This is a genomic window from Kribbella antiqua, from assembly GCF_004345665.1.
GTDB lineage: Bacteria > Actinomycetota > Actinomycetes > Propionibacteriales > Kribbellaceae > Kribbella > Kribbella antiqua.
This window is the reverse complement of record NZ_SLWR01000011.1, coordinates 93,691-109,476: the sequence shown is the minus strand read 5'-3', so window position 1 is coordinate 109,476 and position 15,786 is coordinate 93,691. Positions and strand designations below refer to the sequence as shown.

Annotated in this window: 15 protein-coding genes; 9 read left to right on the top strand and 6 right to left on the bottom strand. The window is 68.1% G+C overall.

Features of this window, described 5'->3' with window-relative positions; translation table 11 throughout:
* The first annotated feature begins 9 nt into the window (after window positions 1-9).
* Window positions 10-573 (top strand): hypothetical protein, encoded by a 564-nt coding sequence (locus tag EV646_RS28885; RefSeq protein WP_132154102.1) that lies wholly within the window; start codon window positions 10-12, stop codon window positions 571-573.
* Here the strand turns inward: EV646_RS28885 and EV646_RS28880 are convergent.
* The 4 genes from EV646_RS28880 to EV646_RS28865 all read right to left on the bottom strand — a co-directional run bounded on the left by EV646_RS28880 (window position 545) and on the right by EV646_RS28865 (window position 4,449).
* Window positions 545-1,858 carry a lanthionine synthetase LanC family protein gene (locus EV646_RS28880; protein ID WP_199237252.1) on the bottom strand — a complete coding sequence of 438 codons (1,314 nt, stop codon included), beginning with the start codon at window positions 1,856-1,858 and terminating at the stop codon, window positions 545-547. The two genes, EV646_RS28885 and EV646_RS28880, sit on opposite strands and share 29 nt — an antisense overlap.
* Window positions 1,855-2,373: a DUF6886 family protein gene (locus EV646_RS28875; RefSeq protein WP_132154100.1), complete on the bottom strand. Its 519-nt coding sequence runs from the start codon at window positions 2,371-2,373 to the stop codon at window positions 1,855-1,857. The genes EV646_RS28880 and EV646_RS28875 overlap by 4 nt, the downstream gene beginning before the upstream one ends.
* 41 nt (window positions 2,374-2,414) lie before the next feature.
* On the bottom strand, window positions 2,415-3,173 hold the full coding sequence (locus EV646_RS28870; RefSeq protein WP_132154098.1) for a M23 family metallopeptidase: 759 nt from the start codon (window positions 3,171-3,173) through the stop codon (window positions 2,415-2,417).
* Window positions 3,174-3,537: 364 nt separating this feature from the next.
* On the bottom strand, window positions 3,538-4,449 hold the full coding sequence (locus EV646_RS28865) for an esterase/lipase family protein (RefSeq protein WP_132154096.1): 912 nt from the start codon (window positions 4,447-4,449) through the stop codon (window positions 3,538-3,540).
* Between the two features lie 214 nt (window positions 4,450-4,663).
* On the opposite strand from EV646_RS28865, the gene EV646_RS28860 reads away from it, so the two are divergent.
* The 5 genes from EV646_RS28860 to EV646_RS28840 all read left to right on the top strand — a co-directional run bounded on the left by EV646_RS28860 (window position 4,664) and on the right by EV646_RS28840 (window position 8,999).
* On the top strand, window positions 4,664-5,083 hold the full coding sequence (locus EV646_RS28860; RefSeq protein ID WP_132154094.1) for a coenzyme B12-dependent isobutyryl CoA mutase small subunit: 420 nt from the start codon (window positions 4,664-4,666) through the stop codon (window positions 5,081-5,083).
* A 401-nt stretch (window positions 5,084-5,484) separates the two neighbouring features.
* Window positions 5,485-6,804, top strand: coding sequence for an ABC transporter substrate-binding protein (locus EV646_RS28855; RefSeq protein WP_132154092.1), 1,320 nt, complete (start codon window positions 5,485-5,487; stop codon window positions 6,802-6,804).
* A gap of 94 nt (window positions 6,805-6,898) precedes the next feature.
* Entirely contained in the window at window positions 6,899-7,972 is a 1,074-nt protein-coding gene (locus EV646_RS28850) for a carbohydrate ABC transporter permease (RefSeq protein WP_199237251.1), read from the top strand.
* On the top strand, window positions 7,969-8,847 hold the full coding sequence (locus EV646_RS28845) for a carbohydrate ABC transporter permease (protein WP_422386732.1): 879 nt from the start codon (window positions 7,969-7,971) through the stop codon (window positions 8,845-8,847). Before EV646_RS28850 ends, EV646_RS28845 begins: the two co-directional genes overlap by 4 nt.
* On the top strand, window positions 8,844-8,999 hold the full coding sequence (locus EV646_RS28840; protein ID WP_199237250.1) for a hypothetical protein: 156 nt from the start codon (window positions 8,844-8,846) through the stop codon (window positions 8,997-8,999). Before EV646_RS28845 ends, EV646_RS28840 begins: the two co-directional genes overlap by 4 nt.
* A 48-nt stretch (window positions 9,000-9,047) precedes the next feature.
* Here the strand turns inward: EV646_RS28840 and EV646_RS28835 are convergent, their stop codons facing one another.
* The gene (locus EV646_RS28835) at window positions 9,048-10,709 is read right to left on the bottom strand and encodes a glycoside hydrolase family 13 protein (RefSeq protein WP_132154088.1); all 1,662 of its coding nucleotides are present in this window, start codon (window positions 10,707-10,709) and stop codon (window positions 9,048-9,050) included.
* 191 nt (window positions 10,710-10,900) lie between these two features.
* Here EV646_RS28835 and sucC point away from each other — a divergent pair, with 191 nt between their 5' ends.
* Window positions 10,901-12,073 carry an ADP-forming succinate--CoA ligase subunit beta gene (gene sucC, locus EV646_RS28830; RefSeq protein ID WP_132154086.1) on the top strand — a complete coding sequence of 391 codons (1,173 nt, stop codon included), beginning with the start codon at window positions 10,901-10,903 and terminating at the stop codon, window positions 12,071-12,073.
* Between the two features lie 14 nt (window positions 12,074-12,087).
* Entirely contained in the window at window positions 12,088-12,978 is an 891-nt protein-coding gene (gene sucD, locus EV646_RS28825; protein ID WP_132154084.1) for a succinate--CoA ligase subunit alpha, read from the top strand.
* Between the two features lie 43 nt (window positions 12,979-13,021).
* Here the strand turns inward: sucD and EV646_RS28820 are convergent, their stop codons facing one another.
* Entirely contained in the window at window positions 13,022-14,350 is a 1,329-nt protein-coding gene (locus tag EV646_RS28820) for a hypothetical protein (protein WP_132154082.1), read from the bottom strand.
* Between the two features lie 172 nt (window positions 14,351-14,522).
* Here EV646_RS28820 and EV646_RS28815 point away from each other — a divergent pair, with 172 nt between their 5' ends.
* Complete coding sequence (locus EV646_RS28815) at window positions 14,523-15,782, top strand: cell division protein PerM (RefSeq protein WP_132154080.1); 1,260 nt, start codon at window positions 14,523-14,525, stop codon at window positions 15,780-15,782.
* Window positions 15,783-15,786 lie beyond the last annotated feature (4 nt).

The window sequence follows — 15,786 nt, the reverse complement described above, 5'->3', positions numbered from 1 at the left end:
GTTCGCCCCATGTCCAAGTCCGTAGCTGGCAACAACCGCCGGATCATTCTGGCGGGAGCCAACCCTGGGCTGCGGCTGTTCGACGAGGCCGGGAAGGTGACCGCGTACGCGTCGATCTGGATGGTGGACTGGTCCATCCGCGGCGCCGGTACAGCGGTGGTGCTGTGGTTCGACGGGATCGTCCGGGTCGTTTCCGAGGACGTCGACCTGGCCGCGTGGCTGGAGCGCTACTTCGTCCGCTCGTTCCTCGAGGTGCAGGGCCTGCCCTGGCACGAGCCAGCGGTCGAACGCGATCTGGTGCAGGTCTCGATGAACCTCGCCGACGGCCTGAGCGCGAAGGCCGCCGACATCCAGATCGAGATGGGCGGCGTACTCGACCGCCGGCTGTTCGCGACCGACAACTTCCAGCTCGGCGAGGGCAATCACAGCCTCAGCCTGGTGATCGCCCCGGTCCGGTCCGCGACCGTCTCGATCGGCGGCGCCTCCGTCCCCGGCTTCGTCCAGGTCGACGGCTCCCCCGACAAGCCCGGCTCGTCCGCGTTCCTCACCACCGCGGAGGTCTGGCGCCGGTAAGCGCCCACCAGTTGTCCATCCGGGTGACCGCCGTACTGTCTCCATCGAGCGTGCGCTGCAGCCTGAACAGGTACGCAGCGATGCCGGCCGCACCCTGCATCCAGCCGACGCCCGGCGGCAGCAGTGGATCCTCGTTGCGATGTTCGAGGAAGCGCCAGTACGCCGATCCGTCCTCGCGGAAGGCCCGGTCGACCAGTGCATCCGCCAGCCGTACGGCGAACTCCAGGTCGCGCTTGTCACCACCACGGAGCCACGAATCCAGGAAGACGTCGCCGACTCCCGCTGTACCACAGCAACGGCCGTCGTTGTCCCAGAAGCCTGGATGGAGCCGCTCGGGTATGCCGGAGTTCCGCGCGCTGTCCAGGCAGCGTCGATGCCAGGTCATCGTCGCTTGACCGGCGACCTCGTCGACTCCGGCGTAGTCGAGGGCGGCGAAGAGTAGCGACGTACCTGGGCCGCCGTGGCACCAGTTGTAGGTGAACTCGTCGCCGTGGCGTTCCTCCCACGGGATGATCCGCGCGACCCGGAAGCCCTTGTCGTCGTTGATCCCGAGCGTGACGAGGTGCTCGGCGCCGCGACGGGCGACGGTGACCAGGTCGGGCCGGTCGAGCTCGACGCCGGCGACCGCCAGCATGGCTGCGATCCCGGCCAGTCCGTGGGAGAAGTTCGGCATCTCGGCGCCGGGCTCGGCGCGGAACCGGTGAGGCACGAACTGCCAGTTCACCCCGGTCGGCAGTTCTTCCCGCTCGGCCAGTAGCAGCTCGACTGCCCGCTCGGCGACGGCACCGGCCTTCTCACCCTGCCGGCCAGCCCAGAGGGCGCCCATCAGCACCGCGGCGGTTCCGAGCGTCGCGTCGTTAACGACTGCATTCGGCAGGTACTTCGGCGGCTCGAGGTAGCTTTCCGGCCAGCCGTCGTCTGTGGCGATGCCGGCGATCCGCTCGAGCGCCGCATCCGAGCCTGGTTCGCCGAGCGCGGTGAGGACGCCGATCGAGCTGACCAGTCCGTCGAAGTAGCTGATCGACGTCTGGGCCGGGACGCTGCGGCGGATCCGATCGGCAACAGCCGCGGCCAGCTCCTGCTCGGCAACCGTCCACGGGCGGGTCAGCTTGATCTCCGCCAGCGCATGCGCGAGCCCGCCGATCCCGCTGTGCATGCCGTCGCGATACTCCTCCGGCTTGTCACCTCCAGCCGCCTCAGGAATCCACGGCCCTTCGTCATCCCACTCCACTTGCCGCAGGACCCAACCCCACGCGGCCTCGCCCAGTTCGCCGTACGACGTCATGGTCGCGCGTTCCGGAGCCGGATGCCGCTGAACTCGACCGTGCTGGTGATGACCTCGGACCAGAAGTCGCGGATTCGCGGCAGCACCCGCAACTGGATACCGGCCTCGGCGTGCAGGTCGAATAGATCGCCAACGCGCTCCGGCGGGCCGAGTGGTCGGACCTCGGTGCTGGCGACGACAGCAGCGTCGTACTCGACGAAGACGTCGGCCGGGAGACGGTACGCGAACAGCTTCACGGATCGCATCGCGTCGAGCCAGCTGTATTCGACGGCGTGGACGCGGGTGCCGGAGCCGGCGCCGATGATGCGGTCGCGGTCTTCGGGAGTGGTGGAGGGGCCGACCCACGCCATCGCGCGGGGGCACTGCCTCGGGAACCAGTAGTCGGGGGCGCGGTCGTGGCCGACGGCCCACACGTAACGGGTGACCTGCTGCGCCGTCTTGGCGACGTGGGGTCGGAGGACCTCGATGGTCGGATCTTCGGAGAAGTGCAGAACTTCACCAGGCGCCGGACGCATGCGCGGCAGCTTAGTCAGTTCTCGAGAGCGATGCTTCAGCTTTACGGGTTGAGCCCGCAGTGGTTGCGGAGCCAGGGCATCGGGTCGATCGCTTCGCCGCCGTCCGGGTGGACCTCGAAGTGGAGGTGCGGTCCGGTGGTGTTGCCGGTGACGCCGACCGCGCCGACCTGGTCGCCCGCGTACACGGTCTCGCCGACGGACACCGAGAACTTCGACATGTGGTTGTACCAGGTGACGGTTCCGTCGGCGTGCCGGACCTGGACCTGGCGGCCGTATGGGCCGGCCCAGTCGGCGAAGATCACCACGCCCTTCATCACCGAGCGGATCGGAGTCCCGATCGGGGCGGCGAAGTCGGTACCGGTGTGGTTGCGGGCCCAGCGATTGCCGCCCTGACCGAAGGTGGCAGTGATGTGGTACCCGGAGATCATCATCTCGCAGCGGGTGGCGGACTCGCGGAGCTTCTTCTCGGCGGCGTCGGCCTTGGCCTTGGCGAGGGCCAGCGCGGAGGCGCGCTTGGCGGTGAGGGCCTGGGTGGCGTTGAGCTTGGCGGCGCGGGCCTTCGCGAGCGCGGCGGCCGCGGCCTGCTTCTTGTTCGTGTCGTTTGCGGCGAGCTGGACCCGGGAGGAGTCACGGGTGGCGAGCTGGCGGGCCTGGATGCGCGCGGTGGTGATGCCGGACAGCTGCCCGTTGTCCAGGCTGAGGGCCGCGAGGTTGACCGCGGAGTTCGCCTGGGTCGGTGAGGCGAGGGTGCTGTGGCTGAAGCCGACAGCTCCCGCTGCCGCAGCAAGCGCTGCGGTCAAACCGACGATCTGGGTACTGCTGGGGGTGTTACGCCTGGCAACTCGATGCTTGGCGCTGCTACGTCCTGCGCCGGGCTTGCGCGCAGCGTTGCCTGGCGTGACGCGGTTTCCCGCGGCACGGTGCTGGGACACAACGTGGCCTTTCGGTCACAGGGGAGGGGCTGTCCTTCGCCCTCCAGGGGTTTATTCCCTGGCGGGTTCCACGCACGATAACGGATCAGTCACGAGGCGACAAACCCTGCCACCCACTTTTCCGCCTCTCCTTCACGAAACTTTTGCATGAGCGGCTGCACGTGCATCCGCCCGGAGCGCCCACAACGCTGCCCAATCAGGCAAAAAAGCAGCATTGTCAGGACAAGAACGATCAGGCGACGGTATTTTTCTCGTCGTCCTGCTCGTCCAAGTGCGCGAGTACACCGGTGATCTGGTGCACCACGTCACCGTGGAACGGCAGGGACAGGTGGCCCACGCCGCGGACCCGGACGTTACTCGCCACCAGGTCGGGGTGCCGAATCCGGGCCCGCCGTTGCGGCACGATCAGCTGGTCGACATCGCTGTAGAAGGCGACGAACCTGGTCCGGCACTCCGGCGCCGGCTCGGCCAGCTCGGCCATCAGGTCGCTGTCCGGGCGTACCTGCTTGACCAGCGGCCAGGGCAGCAGCCGCGCCGCGACGGTCCCCTGATGCGGCGTGCCGAGGGTCACACAGGTGTGCACCCGCTCATCGCCGCCGAGCCGCTGGATGTAGTACCGCGCGATCAGCCCGCCGAGGCTGTGCCCGATCACGTGGATCTGGTCCGACCCGGACTCCTCGCAGATCGCCTCGATCTCGGTTCCCATCCGTTCCGCCGTACGACGGACGTCCAGCGTCAGCGGCGAGTACGAGAATGTGTGGATGCTGCTGAAGCCGCGTCGCAGCAATTGCCGGCGCATCAGCGCGAAGACGGTGTGGTTGTCGATGATCCCGTGCGCGAGCAGGATCGGCGTACCGGCGGCCCGGACGTCGCCGACCAGCAGCCCGCGCTGGGCCGGGGTGAGGCCGGCCAGGTTCAGGCGCTCGGCACGCGCACCCGAACCGCCGACCAGGCCGAACGGGTACATCGCGAGATGGGTGGTCAACCAGCCGATCTCCACGGCCGCACCTTGCAAGACGCGAGGTGACAGCGCGGACTGCGCGCCGTACTTCAACCCGGCCAGTGCGCCGCGGACACCGTCCTGCCAGGAACCGCCCGCCTCGACGGGCAAACGTTCCGGCTCCTCCACCGCCTCAGAGCTCATGCGCGTCCTCGCTTCGCTCCGGGCGCGCATGAGGCACGAAACACGCTGTGCTTGATGATGAGCTCGCTGCGCTCGCTCATGGGCGACTCCTCACGCAACCAGACCCCCCGAAATGGTCCGATCTCTTCCAAGGTAACCGGTTCCCACCGGGCGTGTCGGGGAACACACACCTCCGTGTCTTATCCGTGAGGTTCGAAGCGATTAGCCTGCGAACATGCCAGCTACGAGCCCTCTGCGAGTCGTCGTCGCCAAGCCGGGCCTGGACGGCCACGACCGCGGCGCGAAGGTGGTCGCCCGGGCCCTGCGGGACGCCGGGATGGAGGTCATCTACACCGGCCTGCACCAAACCCCGGAGCAGATCGTCGAGACCGCGATCGCCGAGGACGCCGACGCGATCGGGCTGTCGGTGCTGTCCGGCGCGCACATGACGCTGTTCAAGCGGGTCCGCGAACTGCTCACCGAACGCGAGGCCGACGACATCGTGGTATTCGGCGGCGGGATCATCCCGGACGCCGACCTGCAGCCACTGGCCGACCTGGGCGTGCACAAGATTTTCACCCCCGGCGCCACCACCACCGAGATCGTCGAGTGGGTCCGCACCAACGTCGGCGACGCCTCCGCGTCACCCGCCTGATCGCAGGCCGCCTCACCCGCCTGAGGCCTGAGCCGGGACGCTCGTACGACGCCCTCGGCCGGCTCACCATCGGTCGTCCTACCGGGACGGATCCGCTCCGGAGCGTGATGGCGACGGGGCGGAGTCGATCTGAACCGATTGGACCACTTCAGTCACATTACCGCTGGGTAATACCGAATCGTTAAGAAACACCCGGTTGTGCGGACTGTCGAATCGCGGTCGCATACAGCCATGCGGCTGTCTGTTTCAGAGACCGTCGAGTGGGCACGTGTGTGTGGCTCAGAACACATCGCCCCCTTCTCGGTTACTGTCCGGACAGGGCGGATCGCAGCGCGGTGGGGGACTGTGAGCCGGCTGACGCAGGACCAAGCGATGTCCCATCGGGAGAGGGCAGGTAAACGATGAGGTTTGAACGATCACACACGCGCAAGGCGGTCGCCCTGACCGTCGCAAGCAGCCTGGTGCTGCTCGCGTCAGCGTGTGGTGGCGGAGATGACGGCGGTAGCGGAGACAGTGGCTCGTCCGGGGGAGCGCTTGAGGGGCGCGGCCCGATTACATTTGCCACCGGCAAGGACACCTCCGGGAACCTGACGAACCAGGTCGCGGCGTGGAACTCGCAGCACCCGGACGAGAAGGTCACTGTCGCCGAGCTGCCCGAGTCCGCGGACCAGCAGCGCGCGCAGATGATCTCGAACGCGCAGAACAAGTCGGACGCGTTCAGCGTGCTGAACCTGGACGTGGTCTGGACCGCCGAGTTCGCGGCCAACCGCTGGGTCACCCAGCTGCCGGAGGACCAGTTCCCTGACCTCGGCAAGCTGCTGCCGTCCACGCTCGACACGGCGAAGTACCGCGACAAGCTGTACGCCGTGCCGGTCACGTCCGACGGTGGTCTGCTGTACTACCGCAAGGACCTCCTGGCCAAGGCCGGCGTCAAGCCGCCGACCACCTGGGCGGAGATGGTCACCGACTGCCAGAAGGTCAAGGCATTGCCGGAGGCCAAGAGCATCGGCTGCTACGCCGGGCAGTTCGAGAAGTACGAAGGCCTGACGGTGAACTTCTCCGAGGCGGTCAACGGTGCTGGTGGTGTCGTTGTCGGCAAGGACGGCAAGCCGAACGTGGACACGCCCGAGGCGCTGGCCGGTCTGACCGCGCTGACCGAGGGCTTCAAGACGGGCTTCATCCCGAAGGCCGCCATCACCTACCAGGAGGAGCCGGGACGCCGCGCGTTCCAGGAGGGCAACCTGCTCTTCCACCGCAACTGGCCGTACGTGTACGCGCTGGCGGGTAAGACCGACGGCTCGTCGAAGATCGCCGGCAAGTTCGCGGTCGCGCCGCTGCCGGGCCTGAAGGGCCCGGGCGTGTCCACCCTCGGTGGCCACAACTACGCGATCTCGGAGTTCGCCAAGAACAAGGCGACCGCGGCCGACTTCATCAAGTTCATGTCCAGCGAGGAGCGGCAGCGGGCGAACATCGAGAAGACGTCGCAGGCGCCGACCTGGGCCTCGCTGTACGACGACGCCGCACTGAACAAGCAGTTCCCGTACCTGGCCCCGCTGAAGGCCTCGATCGAGGGTGCGCAGTCGCGGCCGAAGGTGGTCAAGTACGGCGACGTCACGACCGCGATCCAGGAGGCTGCGTACGGCGCTCTGACCGGTACGACGACGCCGAAGGATGCGTTGGCCGGCCTGCAGACCAAGTTGAGTCAGCTCATCACGCAATGACCGAAGTGGCGGGGCCGGCGCGTAGCGACACCGCTGCGGGCCGGCCCCGGCCTGTCGATGCCCGCTGGAGGCGGGCAGAGAGAAGGAGGCAGAGGTGAGTACATCCGCCCCGGTCGCAGAGCGACCGACGCCGGAGACCACCAAGAGGCCCAAGCGGCGGAGCTCGTTCAACGAGGGCACCGGCCGGCTGGCCGCGTTGCTGCTGTCGCCGACCATGATCGTGCTGATCCTCGTGGTCGGGTTGCCGATCCTCGCGGCGTTGCGCGAGTCGCTGTACCAGAGTGGTCAGCGGATCGACGAGTCAGGCTTCGTCATCCAGGGCTCCGAATTCGTGGGCCTCGACAACTTCACGGCGATCTTCTCGGGCGAGACCGGCGACCGATTCTGGAACGCTTTCTACAACACCACGTTCTTCACCGTCGCCTGTGTGGTCCTGGAGACCGTCCTGGGTGTCGCGATGGCCCTGGTGATGCACAAGGCGTTCAAGGGCCGCGCCATCGTGCGGGCCAGCATCCTGGTCCCGTGGGCGATCCCGACCGTCGTCTCGGCGCTGCTGTGGAAGTGGATCTTCCAGGCCGACGGTATCGCCAACGATCTGCTCGGCACCCAGATCCTGTGGTCCACCGAGGGCTGGCAGTCGGTGCTGTCGGTCATCATCGCCGACACCTGGAAGACGGCGCCGTTCATCGGGCTGCTGGTGCTCGCGGGCCTGCAGACGATCCCGGACGAGGTCTACGAGGCCGCCAAGGTCGACGGCGCCAGGGTGTGGTCGACGTTCGTCCACATCACGATGCCGTTGGTGAAGCCGGCGCTGCTGGTGGCAGTGCTGTTCCGCATCCTCGACACGCTGCGGATCTTCGACCTGCCGTTCGTGCTGGTCGGCCCGAACAAGGAGTCGGTCGAGACGCTGTCGATCCTGGCGTACCTCGAAGCCAACCAGACCCGGTACGGGCCGGCGGCGGCGTACGCGACCTTGCTGTTCATCTACGTCGCTGTGGTCGCGTACGTGTTCGTCAAGTTGCTGGGTGCCGACGTGTTCGGTGACGCCATCCAGCGGAAGCCGAAGAAGAACGGCAGGAGCGGGCGACGCCGGGGCAAGCAGGAGGCCCCAGCCGCCGCCTTGGCCGGATTGACCGCCAGTAGTGGTGGCGGCGGAGGAGGTGCGTGATGGCTGTTGCTGAAAAGGCCCCGAGGGCTATCGACGTCAAGGCTGCCGAGGCGCCCTGGTACCGGCGTTGGCTGCCGCTGATCGGCGTCGGGCTGATCGTGCTCTACTGCCTGTTGCCGTTCTTCTGGATGGTGGTGTCGTCGCTGCGCCGGCCGACCGACCAGTTCGAGAACACGATCATTCCGTCGCCTATTTCGCTGACCAACTTCAGCGACGTGTTCAAGGCCGGCACCGGGTTCCAGCGTGGTCTGCTGAACAGCCTGATCGTGGCCGGCACGGTGACGATCCTGACGCTGATCATCGGGATGGTGGCGGCGTACACCCTGGCCCGGCTGGAGTTCCGGGGCAAGAACTTCGTGCTGGCGATCATCATCGTCACCTCGATGTTCCCGGGGATCTCGCTGGTGATCCCGCTGAAGAAGCTGTTCGTCAACATCGACTGGATCAACACCTACCAGGCGATGATCGTGCCCAGCCTGTCATTCGCGCTGCCACTGGCGGTGTGGCTCCTGACCGCGTTCTTCCGGCAGATGCCGCGAGAACTCGAGCAGGCCGCGATGGTGGACGGCTGTACGCCGGCTCAGGCGTTCCGCAAGGTGATCCTCCCGCTGGCGGCACCGGGTGTGTTCACCACCGCGATCATCACCTTCATCGCGGCGTGGAACGAGTTCCTGATCGCGCTGAGCATGGTCAACCGCAAGGAGATCCAGACCGCGAACGTGGTCATCTCGCAGTTCACCGGTACGTCGGGACGCGACCAACCGTTCGGCAGCCAGATGGCCGCCGGTGTGGTTGTCACCATCCCGCTGGTGATCGCCGTACTGCTGTTCCAGCGCCGTATCGTCGCCGGCCTCACGGCAGGTGGCGTGAAGTGACCTGGGACCGCGACCGGAGGGAGCGTGACCGCCGGGACCGGGAAGACCGGGAGCGGCGCGACCGCGAGGATCGGGAGCGGCAACGGCGGGACCAGGAGGACCGCGACCGCCGCGATCGAGAGGACCGCGACCGCCGCGACCGGTACCGCTAGACCACGGCAAGAGGGCCGGAACCCGGTTGGGTTCCGGCCCTCTCTCCGTTAGAGCTTCAGCCAGACGGCGGCGTCGACCGGGAGCTGGTTGTTGGTGAGGGGCTCGCTGGACAGCAGGACGGTTGCCCCGGCTGGGAGGGGGACCGGGGCTTCGCCGAGGTTTGCCAGGCAGCGGAAGTTGGGGGAGCGGGTGAAGGAGAGGACGCCGGCGGGGGCGGCTTCGTCCCAGGTGAGGCGGCCTTCGCCCAGGGCTTCGGTGGAGCGGCGGATGCGGAGGGCGGCCTTGTAAAGGTTGAGGTGGCTGTCGGGATCGGACGCCTGGGCCTCGGCGGTCAAGCCAGCCCAGTCGGCGGGTTGAGGGAGCCACGGCTGGCCGGCACCGCTGCCAAAGCCGTACGGCGGCTCGCTGCCACTCCACGGGACCGGCACCCGGCAGCCGTCGCGACCGCGGACGGTGTGGCCGGAGCGCCTCCATGTGGGGTCGTCCAGCACGTCTTCAGGCAGGTCCTCGACCTCGGGCAGACCCAGCTCGTCGCCTTGGTAGATGTAGGCGCCGCCGGGTAGCGCAAGCTCGAGGAGCACTGCCGCCCGGGCCCGGCGCAGTCCCAGTTCGAGGTCGGTCGGCACGGTGCCGGCAGGCATCGACGCGTCCTTCTGGTCGCGACCGTAGCGGGTGCGGTGCCGGATGGTGTCGTGGTTGCTCAGCACCCAGGTCGCCGGTGCGCCGACGGCCCAGAAGTTCTCGGTGGTGTGGTCGATCACCTCGCGCAGATCCTCGGCGTCCCACGGGCACTGGAGCGCGTCGAAGTTGAAGGCCGAGTGCAGCTCGTTCGGCCGGACGTACTGCGCGAGCCGGTCGGCCGGGGACAGCCAGGCCTCCGCGACGAACACCCGCGGGCCTTGCGGCGTATCGGCGTACTCGTCGGCGATCCGGCGCCAGCGCTGGTGAATGTCGTGTACGGCGGGTTGGTCGTACGTCGGATGGCCTTCGTACTTGTCCCGGGTCGCCTCGCCGTTCGGCAACGGGACCACATCGGGCAGCGTGGCGTCCTTCGCCATCGAGTCGGCCACGTCGATGCGGAAGCCGTCGACACCGCGGTCGAACCAGAAGCGCAGGATCGAGTCGAACTCCTCGACCACCTTCGGGTGATCCCAGTTCCAGTCCGGCTGGCTGACGTCGAAGAGGTGCAGGTACCACTGCCCGTCGTCGATCCGCGTCCAGGCATGGCCACCGAAGGCCGCCGGCCAGTTGGTCGGCGGCTCCGAACCGTCAACGCCCTTGCCGTCGCGGAACCAGAACAGGTCCCGCTCCGGTGAGCCCTTGCCGGCCGCGAGTGCCGCCTTGAACCAGGGGTGGTCCCAGGAGCAGTGGTTCGGGACCAGGTCGATCAGGATCCGGATGCCGAGTGCGTGCGCCTCGGCGATCAGCGCGTCCGCGTCCGCCAACGTGCCGAAGTCGGGGTTGATGTCCCGGTAGTCGGACACGTCGTACCCGCCGTCGAGCAGCGGGGAGGGGTACCACGGGCTGATCCAGATGGCGTCGATGCCGAGGTCGGCGAGGTACGGCAGCCGGGCGCGGATGCCGTTCACGTCGCCGGTCCCGTTACCGTCTGCGTCGGCGAAGGACCTTGGGTACACCTGGTAGACGACGGCGCTACGCCACCAGTCGTCAGCTGGTCTGGTCCCTGGATCGAGCGCTGAGTCGGTCATGCGACCAGCCTTTCACGAGCGGGCAATTAGTCTGTGACAGTCGTCTCAGCGTGTACCCCGGCTGTTGCGGTGCACACGGAGGTGGCTAGTCTCGGGCCGACGGAACGCGCCGGCGACCGTGCCCTCCTACCCGGGAACAGCCCGCCTGCCGCGCGGCCTACTCGAACAGGTGCGAGAGAGGGACCACAGTCGTGGACTTGATGGAATACCAGGCGAAGACAGTCTTCGCCAAGCACGGAGTGCGGACGACCGTAGGCGAGGTCGTCACCACGCCGGAAGAAGCCCGCGCGGCGGCCGAGAAGATCGGCGGCCGGGTGGTCGTGAAGGCCCAGGTGAAGACCGGTGGCCGCGGTAAGGCCGGTGGCGTGAAGCTGGCCTCCTCGCCGGACGAGGCGGAGGAGAAGGCGCGCGAGATCCTCGGCCTGGACATCAAGGGTCACGTCGTCAAGATCCTGAACATCGTGCCGGCCGCCGCGATCGCGGAGGAGTACTACTTCTCCTTCCTGGTCGACCGGGCGAACCGCAACTACCTGTGCATCGCGTCGGCCGCCGGCGGTATGGAGATCGAGGAGGTCGCGCACACCAACCCCGAGGCGGTGGCGAAGATCTCGATCGACCCGGCCACCGGGGTGGACGAGGCGAAGGCGCGCGAGATCGCGGTTGCCGCGAAGTACCCCGAGGACGTGCTGGACGCCGTCGTACCGGAGATCGTCAAGCTGTACGACGTGTTCATCGCCGAGGACGCGTCGCTGGTCGAGGTGAACCCGCTGGTCAAGCTCGCCGACGGCAACGTCGAGGCGCTGGACGGCAAGGTCACCCTGGACGAGAACGCGGACTTCCGGCACCCGGAGCACGCCGAGTTCGAGGACATCGCAGCGGCGGACCCGCTGGAGGCGGCGGCCAAGGCCAAGGGCCTGAACTACGTGAAGCTGGACGGCTCGGTCGGCATCATCGGCAACGGCGCGGGTCTGGTCATGTCGACCCTGGACGTGGTCGCGTACGCCGGTGAGGAGTTCGGCGGCGTCAAGCCCGCGAACTTCCTCGACATCGGCGGCGGCGCGTCGGCCGAGGTGATGGCGAACGGGCTGGAGATCATCATCTCCGACGCCCAGGTGGAGAGCGTCTTCGTCAACGTCTTCGGCGGCATCACCGCCTGCGACGCCGTCGCGAACGGCATCGTGCAGGCGTTCGAGCTGCTGGCGAGCCGGGACGAGCACGTCACCAAGCCGCTGGTCGTCCGGCTGGACGGCAACAACGCCGAGGAGGGCCGCCGCATCCTCGACGAGGCCGGGCTGGCCGGTCTGGAGCGGGTCGACACGATGGACGGCGCCGCCAAGCGGGCCGCCGAGCTGGCTGCGAAGTAAGGGATCGCTGAACAATGTCTATCTTCCTGACCAAGGACAGCAAGGTCATCGTCCAGGGCATGACCGGCTCGGAAGGCACCAAGCACACCACCCGGATGCTTGCCTCCGGCACCAACATCGTCGGCGGCGTGAACCCGCGCAAGGCCGGCCAGAGCCAGGACTTCGATGGCAAGTTGGTACCGGTCTTCGGCACCGTCGCGGACGCCGTCAAGGAGACCGGCGCGAACGTGTCGGTCATCTTCGTGCCGCCGAAGTTCACCAAGGACGCCGTACTGGAGGCGATCGAGGCCGCCGTGCCGCTGGTCGTGGTGATCACCGAGGGCGTGCCGGTGCACGACACCGCCGCGTTCTTCGCCGCCGCGCAGGCTTCCGGCACCACCCGGATCATCGGCCCGAACTGCCCCGGCATCATCACCCCGGGTGAGTCGAACGCCGGCATCATCCCGGCCGACATCGCCGGCCAGGGCCGGATCGGTCTGGTGTCGAAGTCCGGCACGCTGACCTACCAGATGATGTACGAGCTGCGTGACTTCGGCTTCTCCACCGCGATCGGTATCGGTGGCGACCCGATCATCGGTACGACGCACATCGACGCGCTGCAGGCGTTCCAGGACGACCCGGACACCGACGCGATCGTGATGATCGGTGAGATCGGTGGTGACGCCGAGGAGCGGGCGGCCGCGTTCATCAAGGAGAACGTGACCAAGCCAGTGGTCGGTTACGTGGCCGGGTTCACCGCGCCGGAGGGCAAGACGATGGGTCACGCGGGCGCGATCGTGTCCGGCTCGTCCGGTACGGCGGCCGCGAAGCAGGAGGCCCTCGAGGCCGTCGGCGTCAAGGTCGGCAAGACGCCCACCGAGACCGCGAACCTGATGCGCGAGATCATGCAGAGCTTGACCAAGTAACACCCGCTTGAAACGGCCCCAGGGATTCCCTGGGGCCGTTCGCCTATTTGAAGGTGGCCGAGCGTTCGGCGGCGCGGACCAGGGTGTCGTTGAAGGCCGAGTCGGAGATGTCGAGGTCCTTCAGCACCGGGTACACCAGGTAGACGACCCGGTTTCCGGCCGACGCGATGCCGATCCGGAAGGTGAACGTCTTGCCGCCGCCGGTGTCGTACTCCGCCTCCCAGCTCTTGCCCTTGACCAGCCCGGACGACACCGTCCCGGTCGAGTCCACCTTGGCGTTCGAGACGTTCTTCTCGCAGGTGTCGACGTTCTTGCGGATCGAGGTGTAGAAGTTGCCCGCCGCGGCGTTGGTGGCGAAGCTCGACACCGTTTCGTCCAGGCCGAACTCGGTCGGCACCTTCGCCTCCGGCGTCAGGTAGGTCCGGCTGTTGTACCTGAGCGGCTTCGCCTTCTTCAGGCTGTCGAACTTCTCGCAGCCGGTGCCGGCGCCGGTCTTCGCGTCGGTGCTCACCCACGGCTTGGTGATGTCGGACAGCACCGGCAGGTCGACGGGTGCCATGAACCCGGCCGGCTCGGAGGTCGGCAGCAGGCTCTCCTTCGCCACCGGCGAACCGGTGGCACAGCCGCCGGTGTCCGCACAGATCCGCCGCAGCCCGGTCGACGACGCGACCAGGACCGGCGCCGGCTTCGGCGGGGTGTCGGAGACGCTGTCGTGCTCCAGAACCATGGTGGCCTGGCCGGCCAGCGTCACCGAGATGGTCCGGTACTTCATCTTCTTGCCGGAGGGCTGGCCGAAGACCGCGATCACGCCGCGGTCACCTACCCCGGTGGTGGCGTAGCTCTCGGTCAGCCGGACCTGGGGCGTGCTGCACGTGCTGAGCCACCCGACGATCGTGGTGTACGCCTTGGACGCGGCGGTCGGGTCGTTGGACACCTCGATGTACTGGACGGCGGTGTCCTTGGTGGTCGAGTTCTGGAAGGTGCGGACCCAGGTGCGCTGGCCGGCCGGGTCGGCGAACCGCTGCGACTGGCAGACGAAGGACTGCTCGGGCGCGCTGCTCCCGTCGGCCGTCTTGGTGACCGCCCAGGTGCCGGTGGCGGACAGTTGCTTCGCGGTGGGGCCGTCGAGCAGGACTTTTGCGTCGGCGAGCAGGCTCGACTCGGTCGGCTTGTCGTCGGAGGTGCCGGCCTTCGAGCCGGGCTCGTTGTCTCCGCCGAAGGCGTTCAGGGCGGCGACCCCGCCGCCGCCGACCAGCACGACGACCGCGACGCCGGCGGCGATCGTCTGGTTCCGCTTGCGCGCCTTCTGCCGGCGCGCCTCCCGGGCAGCGGCGCGACTGCCGCCGCGGGGTGCACGGTGGGAACCGGCCAAAGCTCGACCTCCTGACTGATTCCACCCGACAGTACCCGGTGGTCCCTGGTTGTCCCCACTCAGCCGGATGCGTAACGATCACACCGACTGAGCGTGAACAGCGGGCCGAAGTCTTCCATATCCGGCGTGTCAGAACGAGTGGTCTCGCACTGCGGGAGACCATGGGAGCCAGATGACCGACATGCTGAGCCGCCCGGGCGCCCGTGACGGCGGACCACACCTGGCGCCCGGGCCTGCCCCGTCCGAGGTCACCGCCCCGACCAAGCCGGTGGTGCTGGCGGCCGTGATCTCCGCTGGAGCCTGCCTGCTCACCGGTCTGCTGACGTGTGCGGCGGTCGCTGTGATCGGCTGGCTCGCCGCCACCTTCGGCGGTGCGTCCGGAGCGATCCGGGCGGGTGCATCCGCCTGGCTGGTCGCGCACAAGGCCGGTGTGACGCTGGGCAGCGGCACTCTGACCGTGGCGCCGCTCGGGCTGACCATGTTCGTCGGCTGGTGCCTCTACCGCGGTGGCAAGTCAGCCGCCCGTACGAGCGCCGCCGACCGGACCAAGGACCTGATCCTGCTCTCCGGCACGTTCGCGGCCGTCTACGGCCTCGGCGGGCTGGTTGTCGCTCTGCTCACCGCGGACGGCTCCCTGCGGGTGTCGCCGCTGTCTGCCTTCCTTGGCACCGCGTCTCTCGCTCTGGTCGCCGGCACAATCGGCGTACTAGTCGAGTCCGGTGCTTTCGACGACATCGCCGATGCGACCCCCAGCGGGCTGCGTGACGCTGTGCCGGCTGCGGTGGCCGCCGTACTGACCGTGATCGCCATCGCGTCCACCCTGTACGGCGTACTGCTGGCCATCCACTTCTCGCGCATCACCGGGATGCTGGAGCTGCTGGATGCCGGTGTGGTCGGCTCAGTGGTGCTGTTCGCCATCTGCCTGATGCTGGTGCCGAACATGGTCCTGTACGTCGTCTCGTTCCTCGCTGGGCCCGGGTTCCAGTTGGGAGTGGGTACGACGATCGCTCCGACCGGTGTGGATGTTGGGAACTTGCCGGCGCTTCCGCTGCTGGCCGCCGTACCTGCCGACGGAGCCACACCGACGTACCTGCTGGTGCTGACCGCCGTGGTCCCCCTGGCGGCTGGCGTGGTCGCTGGACTGGTTGTGGTCCGGCGGGGGGTCGCGGACGAGGACGCTGCGGCGCTGGGGTGGGATGCGTTCGCTCTGCGCGGTGGCATGGCCGCACTGCTCGCCGGGGTGATGCTCTACGTGCTGATGGCTCTGTCGGGCGGTTCTGCCGGGCCTGGGCGGATGTCGGTGGTGGGGATCCCGGCTGCGCTGCCGGCGGCCGGCGTACTGGCTGCCGGGATGGCGATCGGGGCCTCGATCACGGCGGCGGTAATCGCCTCCCGCCGACCGGCTGACGGCGAGGCGGACGCCGGGCGATAAGGTT

Coding starts and splice junctions, on each gene's coding strand:
- EV646_RS28885 (WP_132154102.1), top strand. CDS start 10: ATGTCCAAGTCCGTAGCTGGCAACAACCGCCGGATCATTCTGGCGGGA.
- EV646_RS28880 (WP_199237252.1), bottom strand. CDS start 1,858: ATGACGTCGTACGGCGAACTGGGCGAGGCCGCGTGGGGTTGGGTCCTG.
- EV646_RS28875 (WP_132154100.1), bottom strand. CDS start 2,373: ATGCGTCCGGCGCCTGGTGAAGTTCTGCACTTCTCCGAAGATCCGACC.
- EV646_RS28865 (WP_132154096.1), bottom strand. CDS start 4,449: ATGAGCTCTGAGGCGGTGGAGGAGCCGGAACGTTTGCCCGTCGAGGCG.
- EV646_RS28860 (WP_132154094.1), top strand. CDS start 4,664: ATGCCAGCTACGAGCCCTCTGCGAGTCGTCGTCGCCAAGCCGGGCCTG.
- EV646_RS28855 (WP_132154092.1), top strand. CDS start 5,485: ATGAGGTTTGAACGATCACACACGCGCAAGGCGGTCGCCCTGACCGTC.
- EV646_RS28835 (WP_132154088.1), bottom strand. CDS start 10,709: ATGACCGACTCAGCGCTCGATCCAGGGACCAGACCAGCTGACGACTGG.
- sucD (WP_132154084.1), top strand. CDS start 12,088: ATGTCTATCTTCCTGACCAAGGACAGCAAGGTCATCGTCCAGGGCATG.
- EV646_RS28815 (WP_132154080.1), top strand. CDS start 14,523: ATGACCGACATGCTGAGCCGCCCGGGCGCCCGTGACGGCGGACCACAC.